The 12,798-nt window shown below is 44.8% G+C and carries 9 protein-coding genes; 4 read left to right on the top strand and 5 right to left on the bottom strand.

The window, feature by feature from the left end; translation table 11 throughout:
- Positions 1-116: 116 nt before the first annotated feature.
- The gene (locus V7L01_RS19885; RefSeq protein ID WP_335037636.1) at positions 117-1,532 is read right to left on the bottom strand and encodes a cobyrinate a,c-diamide synthase; all 1,416 of its coding nucleotides are present in this window, start codon (positions 1,530-1,532) and stop codon (positions 117-119) included.
- A gap of 222 nt (positions 1,533-1,754) precedes the next feature.
- Here V7L01_RS19885 and V7L01_RS19880 point away from each other — a divergent pair, with 222 nt between their 5' ends.
- Positions 1,755-2,387, top strand: coding sequence for a glutathione S-transferase family protein (locus tag V7L01_RS19880; protein WP_335037634.1), 633 nt, complete (start codon positions 1,755-1,757; stop codon positions 2,385-2,387).
- 114 nt (positions 2,388-2,501) lie between these two features.
- Here V7L01_RS19880 and opcA read toward each other — a convergent pair whose 3' ends face one another.
- From opcA to fbp, 4 genes are all read right to left on the bottom strand, one after another.
- Positions 2,502-3,881, bottom strand: coding sequence for a glucose-6-phosphate dehydrogenase assembly protein OpcA (gene opcA / locus V7L01_RS19875; protein ID WP_335037632.1), 1,380 nt, complete (start codon positions 3,879-3,881; stop codon positions 2,502-2,504).
- A gap of 112 nt (positions 3,882-3,993) precedes the next feature.
- Positions 3,994-5,523, bottom strand: coding sequence for a glucose-6-phosphate dehydrogenase (gene zwf / locus V7L01_RS19870; RefSeq protein WP_335037630.1), 1,530 nt, complete (start codon positions 5,521-5,523; stop codon positions 3,994-3,996).
- A 134-nt stretch (positions 5,524-5,657) separates the two neighbouring features.
- Entirely contained in the window at positions 5,658-6,803 is a 1,146-nt protein-coding gene (gene tal, locus V7L01_RS19865) for a transaldolase (RefSeq protein ID WP_335037628.1), read from the bottom strand.
- Positions 6,804-7,138: 335 nt separating this feature from the next.
- Complete coding sequence (fbp, locus tag V7L01_RS19860) at positions 7,139-8,188, bottom strand: class 1 fructose-bisphosphatase (RefSeq protein ID WP_335037626.1); 1,050 nt, start codon at positions 8,186-8,188, stop codon at positions 7,139-7,141.
- 1,030 nt (positions 8,189-9,218) lie between these two features.
- On the opposite strand from fbp, the gene V7L01_RS19855 reads away from it, so the two are divergent.
- The 3 genes from V7L01_RS19855 (at position 9,219) to V7L01_RS19845 (ending at position 12,713) form a co-directional block, all read left to right on the top strand.
- Positions 9,219-9,755, top strand: coding sequence for a hypothetical protein (locus tag V7L01_RS19855; protein ID WP_335037623.1), 537 nt, complete (start codon positions 9,219-9,221; stop codon positions 9,753-9,755).
- Positions 9,756-9,942: 187 nt separating this feature from the next.
- Positions 9,943-10,038, top strand: coding sequence for a hypothetical protein (locus V7L01_RS19850; protein ID WP_335037620.1), 96 nt, complete (start codon positions 9,943-9,945; stop codon positions 10,036-10,038).
- Positions 10,039-10,322: 284 nt separating this feature from the next.
- Positions 10,323-12,713: a filamentous hemagglutinin N-terminal domain-containing protein gene (locus V7L01_RS19845; protein ID WP_335037617.1), complete on the top strand. Its 2,391-nt coding sequence runs from the start codon at positions 10,323-10,325 to the stop codon at positions 12,711-12,713.
- Positions 12,714-12,798: the final 85 nt, after the last annotated feature.

Below are 12,798 nucleotides of genomic sequence, written 5' to 3'. Positions count from 1 at the left end.
AAAAACTTATTTCAGATAGCAGAGAACGCTATAGAGGTGAATTACAAGAAAAGGGTGTAGAAGAGAAAAGTTTAAAAAAACAAAAGTAGCTGAGTTTACTTGGTGCTGGCTTAAATTCACATTCCTGGAGATGCTACTTTCAGACATTCTTTAAGAAACTGCTGGGGAATTTCTCTACTTTCTCCCCAATGCAGATGAACATAAGAAGCATGAACATTTGCAGGTAAACCCCATCCCTCGCATCCCATATTTTCCTCACAATCGTAGCGAGAAGTTTCAAATAGGGGCTGAGTGGGAGTTAAAGTTAAATGGGAACGATGAAACTCATGTCCGTAAACAGTTGTATTTGCTTTAACTAATAGATTATTTTGCAAAGCTACTGCCCGACGATAGCCCAAAGTTAAACGCCCACTCATTACAGCAGATGTCGGTAAAACTCCCGCCATCGGCCAAGATTTTCCCTCAAAATCGATAATTTGCTCAGATAAATACATCAATCCACCGCATTCGGCAACTGTAGGCATTCCTTGAAGTATTGCCGTTTTTACTGCATCACGGGCACTAATATTTTCTGCTAGTTGCTGGGCAAAAACTTCTGGGAAACCACCGCCAAAATACATTCCCCGTACATCTTTTGGTATAGCTGCATCTTCTAGGGGACTCCAGAAAACCAGTTCTGCACCAAGCTGTTGCAGCAAATCGAGATTATCTTGGTAGTAAAAATTAAAAGCACGATCGCGGGCTACTGCAATCTTGACTGGGAATGAGGAGTAAGGAGACACACGATTAATCGCGTCTGTACTTGGGAGTGATTCTGATTTTAATAAAGGTAATAAACGTTGCCAATCGAAGCAAGTATCTCCTAAATCGGCGAGGCGATCGATTAAAGCGTTGAGTTCGGGAAGTTCTGCTGTTGGTACTAAACCCAAATGGCGATCGGGAATTGTGATGTTATCTTGACGCCGCAGTACGCCGAGAATGGGTAATTGTAAGGGTTCTAGAGAATCTTTCAGTAAAGAGAGATGGCGATCGCTCCCGACGCGATTTAATACTAACCCAGCTATTTTAATCCGGGGATCAAAAGACTGATAGCCGTGAGCGATCGCAGCTACAGAACCAGATAAACGACTGCAATCAATCACCAACACCACAGGTAAATCTAAAAGCCGCGCGATGTGTGCCGTACTCGCAAAATCAGTCATTAGTCCTTTGTCATTAGTCATTAGTCCTTTGTCTTTTGGAAATGACGAAATTCCATCAAACAACCCCATTACCCCTTCTACTAAGGCATATTCACTCAGTTGACTATGACGGGCAAAACATTGCTGAATGTAGGCTTCGGAAGTCAGCACCGGGTCTAAATTGCGACAAGCACGACCAGTTACGTGTTGATGAAACATCGGATCGATGTAGTCTGGGCCTACCTTAAAAGATTGCACCAGGCGATCGCGACGACGTAAAGATGCTAAAAGGGTGAGCGTGACTGTTGTCTTACCCACTCCACTACGTTCCCCGGCAATGACTAAAGCCATAAATGAAACAAACGAATAATTGACTATTGCCTGTGCGTCTATCGTCGCTTTTTGCCAAAGCAGATACGCCAGTATGTGATTTCTCTAAAACCAACTAACTCAAACTTATACCAATTACAAAGAAGAAAACCAGCCAATTAGGGGATTTAGGCTGAAAAAGTCTGTTTAATAATAGATTAGTCAAGATTGGATAGCAATAAGCCACCACAAGAGGAACGTTTTATGATTGTTGTGCATCATCTTAACAACTCGCGATCGCAGCGTGTGCTGTGGCTGCTTGAAGAATTAGGTATCGAATACGAAATCAAATACTACGAACGCGATCCAAAGACGATGCTAGCACCGGAATCGCTGCGCCAAGTCCATCCACTCGGCAAGTCACCAGTAATCACAGATGCAGACCTAACGATCGCTGAGTCGGGTGCAATTATCGAATACTTAATCGATCGCTACGCTAATGGTCGGCTAGTCCCGCCATCCGGTACGCCAGAGCATCTGCGCTACAAGTATTGGCTGCATTACGCCGAAGGCTCTGCAATGCCACCACTGGTGATGCGGACAGTCTTGAACAATTTCGGGGCAGGAGACAGCAGCATAGTTAGTGGATTCGTCGCGCCCCAGATCGAGCTTCACTTTGACTATATAGAAGGCGAACTCCGTAAAAGTGCGTGGTTTGCGGGCGAGGAATTTACCGCCGCCGATATCCAAATGAGTTTTCCTCTCGAAGTAGTCGCCATGCTCCCTGAGGAGGTTGAGAACCGGCCAAAGCTCAAAGAATTTATCGAGCGCATTCATGGGCGACCTGCTTATAAACGTGCCCTTGAGCGTGGAGGGACATACGACCTATCCTTTTAATATTTTGGGGAATAAAAATAGAAAAACCCTCCAGATTATTGAAATATCCAAAAATCTGAAGAGCTTGTGTTAGATTTTCGCAATTTTGGTAACTTTTATTCTTTCCAGAGGAAACTAACTATTTGCTTCCAATTTGAAAATATTCGCTGTTACTCCCAGACTTTCTTCAAAAAGTGACTCGCGACCCCAACGTTGTACCTGCTGACTCAACAATGCTTCCGCCTTTTGTTCCGAAAGTGAAGTCACTTGTTGAAACAGACCAGCAGATTGAGCACCGCCGTGTGTTTCCATCCGCATACAGCCACCAGTTTCCGAACAGATCACTGTACCACAGTCTGCCTGCGGATTTGTCGAACTGAGACGCAGGGCAGTCAAGTCGCCGGCAATCTCACCCACATCAGCAAGAGGAACACCCGCTAATTCGGCTTCTATTTGCCGTTGGTCTTGGGCAATAAAGCGAATGCGAGTGATGTCGTAATCTCCGGTTTCCTTTTGATAGAAAACTGGTTGCCATTGGAGACGACTTGCCAGCCAACCCAAAAACAGCAATGCCTGTGCGGGGTTGCCTTTTTCGTAATCAATCGTTACTCGGTCAATTTCCCTAATGGCAGCCCGACGATGAGGAGAGTCATAGGCTTCAGCCGTTAATTCTTGCCATGCTGAAAGGCGACGCCAGTTCAGATCGGCTAGGGGAACACCACTTTCCACCAATTCTTGTAGGTGTAGTAAATCACTTTCTGGCTCGTTAAAGCGGCAAGAATCCACAATAACATTGTTGGATATTGCTGCCAACCGCTTGAATAGAGTGTTATTGGGGTCTGGCGTTGCTTTCCACCAGAGAAACTTTGGTAAGCCGCCAATTAACAATGCTGGAATCATCCCCCCTACCCGTTCCAAGGCAGCAGCAGTTCCACTGAGAGTTATATACTCGCAGCAAATTAGTGTACTTGACGATTGCTTTTGGATGGGGCAATAGGCAGAAACTTGAGCCTTGACGCCTTGATCTTCACCAGTAATCGGAAACAGTGCAATAATCCGGCAGGGGTTGCGGAGGGCGATTTCATCGGCAATTCTAGGGCTTGGCGCATTTAAGCTTAAGCTGGGAAGTTCAATAGAACCATCCCCCGTAGCCGCGTTTCCTTGACGTTTGGCGAATTCTTCTCTCAAGATAGCCAGGGTTTCAGGTGTTGCGATTCCAGTCTCTGGCAGTGCATATTTTTTCTGCACTTGCCGCAGCGCAGCTTGCATCTGAGGCCCTAAAATTCCGTCGAGCGGGCCGTTGTAAAATCCCAAAGTACCCAAAAGATATTGGGTTTCTTCTGGTTCGTAAACCACTAAGGTAAATGTCGTGGCCCGAGTTGCAGCAGGAAGACCACCGTCCTCGCCAGTAATGCCGTAACTTTGCCAAATTTTATTCAGTTCCGTATCTATTTCGTTAAGCGAAATATCTTTTGGTGCCTGAAGTGAAAAAATTGTAGAAGCTTGGGGAGCCATAGTAGTTTTGAGTTGTCATTTGTCATTTGTCATTCGTCATTTGTCATTTGTCATTTGTCATTCGTCATTTGTTTTTACTAGTGACTAGCGACTAATGACTAATGACTAATATTTAGAGTCTGCGCCAGCGACGGCCATCTTGGTTAATTAAGAATTCTGCTTCTGCTGGTTCCCAAGTACCGGCTTCGTACTGGGGAATAGTATTTGGATCGGCCGGTGCATCCCAAACGGAAAGGGCTGGCGTTACTACTTGCCAGGCTGCTTCTACTTCATCTGCCCGTGTGAATAATGTTTGATCGCCCATCATACAATCAAGGAATAGGCGATCGTAGGCATCGGATGTTGCTTGGATGCCAAAGGAACCATAGCTAAAGTCCATGTCAACAGAACGGGTGCGGAATTCTGCCCCCGGCATTTTCACATCAAAACGCAGGGAAATACCTTCATTTGGCTGAATCCGCATCGTCAAAATGTTGGCGTTTGTCTGTTGAGCGGCAGATTGGAACATCCGAGATGGAACTTCGCGAAAGTGAATGGCAATCTCACTAACTTTTTTCGGCATCCGCTTCCCGGTACGCAAGTAGAAAGGAACACCTTTCCAGCGCCAGTTGTCTACCAAAAACTTCATTGCAACGTAAGTAGGTGTGGTGGAGTTGGTATTAACACCTGGCTCCGTCCGATACCCTGGCACCTCTTTACCCTTCATCCAGCCAGCACTATACTGACCGCGGACTGCTGAACGTGACAGATTGTGAACATCAGCTAAACGAGTAGCTCGGAGTACCTTCACTTTTTCTGTGCGGATGCTGTCGGCATCCATTGCGTTGGGTGCTTCCATCGCCGTTAGGCAGTAAAGTTGCATGAGGTGATTTTGCAACATATCCCGTAGTGCGCCGGCGCTTTCATAGTAACCAGCCCGGTCTTCCACTCCCACGGTTTCTGCCACGGTAATTTGCACGTGGTCAACAAATTGACGATTCCACAACGGTTCAAAAATCGCATTGGCAAAGCGAAACACCAACAAATTTTGGACTGTTTCTTTGCCCAAGTAGTGGTCAATGCGGTAGACTTGGTTTTCTTTGCAATATTTCTGTACCACTTGGTTAAGACTTTGGGCAGAAGCCAAGTCCCGACCAAAGGGTTTTTCAACTACTAGACGATGTTTATAGGGATCTTCTAGCATCCCGGCGCTTCCTAGCTGCTTAATCGCTTCGGGAAAGAATGAGGGGGCAACTGAGAGGTAGAACATTCGATTCCCTCGCGTGCCCCGTTTTTCGTCCAATTCACTCAATAAGGTTTTCAGTTTCTGGTAGCCTTCGGGGTTGTCTATATCCCCAGGACTGTAGAACAGACCTTGAGAGAAGTCTTGCCAAAGTTCTCCTAAATCGACATCAGGATGGGCCTCTTCCATGCCCTTTTGCATCTGTTCGCGGAAGTAATCATGGCTCCACTCTCGACGGGCCACGCCGACAATGGTAGTTTCTGGTGGAATCCGCCGTTCTCGCCGCAATTTGTAAAGTGCTGGCACTAGTTTGCGCCAGGTGAGATCGCCAGAAGCGCCAAAAATGACTATAATCTGGGGTTCGGGCATCCCTTGTTGTTGCAGACCAACGCGCAAGGGATTTTCTAGCAGACTGACCATAACAATTTTGGATTTTGGATTTTGGATTTTGAGATTGGGTATTGGGGTTAGGAGAAAGGTGACAGGTGACAGGTGATAGGGAATAATCTGTACCCTGTAACCTGTAACCTATTCCCTTCTCCAGTCCCTAGTCCCTACACTGGCGACAATACCTTGATCTTTTCTTCTAAAGAGTTCATCAAGGACTGGAAGGGCTGGATAAACTTGTCAATACCATCAACTAACAGTTCATCCATTACGGTATCGAGATCGATGTTGATGTCGGGATCTTTGAGGTTTTCGAGCAGCGTGTAAGCATTATCTACATCTGTTTCTAAGCGATCGCCTACGTTACAATGATCGGCACAAGCTTTTATCGTCGCTGGGGGTACGGTGTTGACGGTTTCTCGACCAATCAACTCTTCGATATACATCACGTCTCTGTAGCTGGGGTCTTTGGTGCTGGTACTAGCCCAAAGTAGCCGCTGTACTGTGGCCCCTTTTGCTGCCAAGGCTTTCCAACGATCGCTCTCGATAATTTTCTTGTATTCCTGGTACGCAATCTTGGCGTTAGCGATCGCTACTTTCCCTTTAACAGCTCTTAGCCTTGCTTCCACGGAAATATCATCAACGCCTTTTTTCAACTTAGCATCTATTTTGGCGTCAATGTTGCTATCGATCCGGCTGAGGAAGAAACTCGCAACCGAAGCAATTCTACTAATGTCTTTGCCCTCAGCCAGTCGTTTTTCTAAGCCACGAATATAAGCCCAAGCTGTGTTTACATAGCTTTCTACAGAAAACAGCAACGTGATATTAACATTCATCCCTTCGGCTATTACTTGTTCCACTGCTGGCAAGCCAGGTTCTGTGCCGGGAATTTTAATCATCAAATTTTCCCGACCAATTTCTTGGAAATAGCGCCGGGCTTCGCTTATTGTTGCTTCAGTATCATGGGCGATAGTTGGTGGGACTTCAATACTCACATAACCATCTAGTCTATTCGAGGCTTCATAAACAGGGCGTAAAATATCACAAGCATTACGGATATCTGCAAAAACGAGAGATTCGTAAATTTTGTCTATGGGTAAGTTAGCGCGAACTCCGGCTTCTATATCGGCATCATAAATGACGTTACCTGCGATCGCTTTCTCAAAGATAGCTGGGTTAGAGGTAATCCCCGAGATCCCTTGATTTTCAACCATATCTTTGAGTTCGCCTGATTGAATAATGTCACGGGTCAAGTTATCCATCCAGATACTTTGACCGTATTGGTTAATTTCTAGTAGATGATTGGTAGACATAGCTCTAATTTGTTTCACTCCTGTATAGTGATGATTCTAAGTAAGTTGGCAAAACCCATCAAAATTTGATGGTTACTTTTGAATTGTGGCGTTGCCAATCACTTATCGCATCGGCCAGCTGAGATAATCTTTGATACATCTTCAAGAAGTGCTATCTGCATTGCCAATCCTAAATCACCATGATTAACTTTTAATTAATGCCAGATGCTAGATGCATCCTCGATCCTCTTATTACCGTCTTCTAGTGCAGCATGGCAAAAATAACTATCCAGTTGAAAAAGTTTAAAAAGCTTTATTTACAAGCTTTGTTTTCTTTTAAATCGTGCCTTTTTACACTAGTGTCCGTTTTGAATAAAAGACTCCACCTTTGCTACATCCTCTTTGCTACCAATAATTAAGGGTGTGCGTTGATGCAATTTTTTCGGCACCACATCCAAGATATTTACCAATCCTGTAGTAGCACGACCGCCTGCTTGCTCAATCAAAAAGGCTAGAGGAGCGGTTTCATAAAGCAAGCGCAATTTCCCTTCTGGGTTTTGAATTGTGCCTGGGTAGAGAAACACGCCGCCTTGAACCAAAATTCTATGAATGTCGCTCACCATTGCGCCGCTATAACGAGCGCTGTAGCCTTCTGTGCGATGAACGTAGCGGATGTATTCTCGAATTGATTCTTCCCACTGCCAGAAGTTACCTTCGTTCACGCTGTAAACAGAACCGTGGTTAGGAATCCGGATATTTTCTTCCGTGAGAATAAACTCTCCTAAGCTGGGATCGAGGACAAAGGAATGAACGCCCTTACCTATAGTATAAACCAGCATTGTGCTAGGCCCATATAAGATGTATCCGGCAGCGAGTTGCTTGCGTCCGTTGGTGAGGAGGTCACTTGCCTTGCGATCGCTATCGGTTCCTTCTTGTTGGCGAATGGCGAAAATAGAACCCAAGCTGAGATTATTATCAGTGTTGGATGAGCCATCAATTGGGTCATACAGCAGGGTATAGCGCCCAATGGGGCAATTTTCCGGGATATAGTACGGATTTTCCATTTCCTCAGAGGCTAGGCGACAGACTAAGCCGCTTTGCTTAAACACTGAGATAAACACATCATTGGCGTAGACATCCATCTTTTTGACGGATTCTCCTTGGACATTAACTTCCCCAGTAAATCCGAGAACGCCTTCCATTAAACCAGCGCGACTCATGCGGCGAGCAACCAGTTTGCCGGCTAGGGCAATGCGATTCATCAGCGCACTTAAATCCTGTGCATCTGGCGAAAAACTCTGAAGTTGCTGTAAGACGTGACGCGATAAGGTTGTACAATCTCGATCTAGGGACTTGTCTGTAACTTCATTGATAGACGAGTCTATTGAATCTGGCGCTTTAGCCATTTTTATGTTCTCCGCAGCCACTAGCTGTTAATTGGGTTTTAGTCGTGTATGGCAACTTATGGTTGCTGCTTCTATCTTAGAAAGGTAATTTGAGAACTTAGATGCGACTTTAGATAAACTAAAGAAATGAATCTTCAGTAGCCCCCACACCCCTACGGTGTACACACAAGTCTGGAGTAGTTTACGAATCTGGTTTTTACCTCACCCTAACCCTCCCCGATGTATTGGGGAGGGAACTAGTAGCGTGGCAAGCAAAAAAATAGTGCATTAAATGTAGACGTGGGTTGGGTGGAGCGGAACGCAACCCAACATATATCAGGATGTTGGCTTTGGCAAAGCCTCCAACGCCACTTGCTACAACGTGGGAAACCCGCAAGGGCGCTGTGCACAAGTGTCAACTTAACGTAAAAGTCATGTCCCACAAGGAACTTCAGTTCCTTGCTAATAGCTCAAGTCATCTTTAGATGACTAAAATAATCCGAAAAATCTTTAGTCTACTTCAGTAGACTTTCGCTATTAGCCTGGAACTTTAGTTCCAGGCGGGTGAGGCAGCTAACAGTTGGGAGCATCTCACCTTTGCAAATATACTTGGCGATTAGAAATCGCGGCTACACAAACCAAGTCCGCCTGCGCGGACTCAAGAAATTGGAAACCCACGGAGGTGGGTTTTGTCTGTATAGCCGTGAATTCTATTCGCCAGGGCTAGATATATTTTTACGAAAGTGAGATGCTCCCTAACAGTTAAGCTACTTTTAGCTTAAATTGACACCAATGAACGCAGTGGCTCCCCAACCTACAATTTTTTTGCAACATTTTAGCCTTGCCACGCCACTACAAATACCTAATTTTTTTCAAAAATCAAATCGGATTCCTATATTTACCACAGTTACTCACAAACTTATGTACTGGAGAGTGTGTATTTGAAGATAAAAAGGGCAAAGATAGTTTTATTTGTTAACAAATTCCATTAGTCATGTTAATTGCTAGTTAAGATCGACAGTGGAAACACTATTTTATCGGAGTAAGGAACGTGGCAATTATTCAAGGCACCTCTGGAAACGACAATCTAACTGGGACTCAAGTAAACGATCAAGTATACGGCAATGGAGGCGATGACATTTTAACGGGTGGGGCAGGTAATGACAACTTGGTGGGAGGAAGTGGTAATGACAATCTCACTGGTGGTATTGGTAGAGATACCTATGTGTTGCAATACTCAGGTGGCGGGATTGATAGAATTCCAGACTTTTCAGTTAACGACGATATTCTTAAAGTTACTACCTCTACTATTAGCTCCTCTAATTATCTTATTGGTACACAATCATCTCTGACCAATTATCAAGTGATTGAAGATGGTGCTATTGACTCTACTAAGTTTGCAACTCGTTCGCTAACGCTCGGATCGAGTAACATTAGCCAATCTAGTAGTATTTTTACATATAACGCAAGCACTGGTGCTCTATTTTATTCAAGTCAGCAGCTAGCCTGGCTACCTCCTAACCTTAACTGGAATGGTGTTGTTGTAGTGCCTTCGGCAGCTCCTCCTAATAATGAATCATTAATCTAACTCCCCAGCAGAGTTTGCTACTAGAGTTGGCTAGGGTGTATACACAAGGGAGGGTTCGCGTTTTGATTAGGGAATTGGTGTTCTAGCTGCGATCGCCTTGTTTTGTTTCTTAACCAATCTCATCAGTCATGCTAATTGCTAGTTACAATCGTCAGTAGAAACACTCATTTATCCGGGAGTAAGGAACGTGCCAATTCAAGGCACACCTGGAAACGACTATCTAGCTGGGACTCCAGGAAACGATCGAATATACGGCAATGCAGCTAATGACGCTTTAAATTAGCTCAATCAAAAATAGCTCTCGTTAATTTTACTATGCAAAATCGTTTCTCTCCGAGTCGCAGAAGGACAGACTTGAACTTTAGTTCAAGGCAGGGAGAGGTTTGTCTAACTCACGTTAAGTCTTAAAATTCATACAGTCACTACTGTCACAACAGCGAATTAGTAATCAAAAACCTAACCTTCCAGCAGAGTTACCTGGAGCGAGGCAAAGGTTCGCACAAGCATTACTAAAGTGGTGTTCTGTCTTGCAATGAAGTAACTTTTAAGGGTTAGGAGACAAGTTCAGTGAGTTTAAGAAGTTGGTTTGATCGCGGTTGCCACTTAGGGTTGTCGGGCTTGGTGATTTTAGTGGGTGCGATTGGAATAGAAGGAGGCGATCGCACATTCGCTCAGGTCACTCCCGATCCCTCTGTGGGAACTCAAGTGGAGCGAATCGACGATACTACCTTGGATATTACAGGGGGTACAACTGTTGGCAATACAAATTTATTCCATAGTTTCAGCAACTTTAGTATTAAAAGTGAGGAGGTAGTCAATTTCCAAAACGCTCCTACCATCAACAATATTTTGGTACGAGTTACAGGGGGAAATCCCTCTGACATCCAGGGAAGGCTTCAAACTCAAGGTAATGCTAATTTCTTTTTAATGAATCCTAACGGCATCATATTTGGACAAAATGCCACATTAAGTATTGGCGGTTCATTTATCGGCACAACAGCAAGTGCGATCCAGTTTCCGGGTGGTGGAGAATTTTCCCTGACTTCTCCCGTCAATCAGCTTAACCCCTTGCTGAGAGTAAATCCTTCTGCATTTCTATTCAATCAAATTCCATCCCAGCCGATTAAGCCGATTCAAGTTAATGAAGCACTTCTATTCCTCTTTGAAAGTCAAAGTTTAGTGCTATTGGGAGGCGACGTGAATTTAGAAGGAGCGATACTGTACGTTCCAGATGGTCGAGTCGAATTAGGAGGATTGGCAGGAGAAGGAACGGTAGGGTTGAACATTGATAACAACAATTTCCGCTTAAGTTTTCCTGAGAGTGTAGCGCGAGCAGATGTATCTCTTAGCAATCTATCTACAGTAACTGTTAGTGGTGAAGGCGGTGGTGGTGTCCAAATCCAAGGCAGGCGCGTTACATTCGATAGTTCTGATATTGCGGTTAATGCCCTAGACTCAAAATCGGGAGGAACATTAACGGTGAACGCATCGGAGTCAGTAGAACTGTTGAGAGGAAGTCGTCTGTTAACTGAGACAACAAGGTCTGGAACTGCCGGAGAATTAAGGATTGAAACTGGGCGGTTGCTTGTTCAAGATGGTTCGCAGATTTCAGCTTCGACTTCTTCTCCAGAATCTACAGGAGGGGGAGGATCTTTGTTTGTCAACGCAAGGGACTCTATCCAACTCATTGGAACCTCACCAATTATAGAAGGTGAAAAACCTAATCCTAGTGGCTTGTTTACCATCACACAAGGTGCTGGAAACGCCGGAGAATTGAAGATTGAAACTGGGCAGTTGATTATTCAAGATGGAGCGCAGGTTTCAGCTTCCACTTCTAAAGAATCTACAGGACAGGGAGGAACTTTGTCTGTCAACGCAAGGGACTTTATCCAACTCATTGGAACAAAAAGTGAGAGTAGAAGCGGCTTATTTGTTGAAAGTAAAGCTAGTGGAGATGCCGGAAACTTAGAGATAGAAACTGGGCAATTGATTGTTCAAAATGGAGCAAGAATTTCAGCTTCTACTACTCCTGAGTCTACAGGAGGGGGGGGAAGCATTATAGTTAAGACTGGAGAATTAAATGTCTTAAATAACGCTGACGTAACTGTGAGTAGTCAAGGCACAAAACAGGCAGGTGATTTGGAAATCACCGCTCGTTTTATCAAATTAGATGACCAAGGTAAGCTCATTGGGCAAGCTAACTCCGGTGATGGTGGCAATATTACGCTGAACTTGCAAGACTTATTGTTACTGCGCCGCAACAGTGAGATTTCTACCTCAGCAGGCACTAAAGGGGCTGGTGGAAATGGCGGTAATATTATCATCAATGCCCCTGACGGCTTCATCGCCGCTAGACCAAATGAAAACAGCGATATCACCGCCAATGCATTTAGTGGAAGTGGTGGGAGAGCCACAATTAAAGCTACTCAGATTTTTGGCATTGCCCCACTAACTGAGGAAGACCTTAAAAGGTTGCGCCCTACGGATTTAGACCCGCGTCAACTTCAGACAAATGATATTACGGCAATTTCCCAAACAAGACCTGATTTAAGCGGCATTGTAGAAATTAACACGCTCGATGTTGACCCCAATCGAGGATTGATTAACTTACCAGCCGTACCCGTTGACACTAAAGTGGCGCAAGCCTGTCAAGCGCGTACAGCACAAAATCAAAGCAGTTTTACGATCGCTGGACGCGGCGGTTTACCACCCAACCCCAGAACCGAATCCCTCAGTCCTGATGCAGTTCAACTAGATTGGGTAACTCTCAACCCAAAGGGTGAAAACCATTCTAGTACAAGTGTTTCAACTCAGGCAAATAGTTCCAGTCCAGCGCCGATTGTGGAAGCGCAAGGGTGGGTGAGAAATGCTAAAGGTGAAATTGTCCTTACTGCTGATGCACCCACAGTTTTGCCTCACAGTTCCTGGCTTACTCCTGCTTCTGCTTCTTGTTTCTAAGTGATGTAAGTCGGGTAGTGCTCAACACAGTTGAGTTAAGCCAGAAAAATAAATTTGCGTAGGTTGGGTGGAGTGGAGCGCAACC

The organism is Nostoc sp. (assembly GCF_036917095.1).
GTDB lineage: Bacteria > Cyanobacteriota > Cyanobacteriia > Cyanobacteriales > Nostocaceae > Nostoc.
The sequence above is the reverse complement of the archived record's forward strand: the minus strand, read 5'-3'. Positions and strand labels throughout refer to the sequence as shown.

Excerpts from the sequence above, each read along its gene's own strand:
- V7L01_RS19885 (WP_335037636.1), bottom strand. The coding sequence starts at position 1,532 with ATGGCTTTAGTCATTGCCGGGGAACGTAGTGGAGTGGGTAAGACAACA.
- V7L01_RS19880 (WP_335037634.1), top strand. The coding sequence starts at position 1,755 with ATGATTGTTGTGCATCATCTTAACAACTCGCGATCGCAGCGTGTGCTG.
- opcA (WP_335037632.1), bottom strand. The coding sequence starts at position 3,881 with ATGGCTCCCCAAGCTTCTACAATTTTTTCACTTCAGGCACCAAAAGAT.
- zwf (WP_335037630.1), bottom strand. The coding sequence starts at position 5,523 with ATGGTCAGTCTGCTAGAAAATCCCTTGCGCGTTGGTCTGCAACAACAA.
- tal (WP_335037628.1), bottom strand. The coding sequence starts at position 6,803 with ATGTCTACCAATCATCTACTAGAAATTAACCAATACGGTCAAAGTATC.
- fbp (WP_335037626.1), bottom strand. The coding sequence starts at position 8,188 with ATGGCTAAAGCGCCAGATTCAATAGACTCGTCTATCAATGAAGTTACA.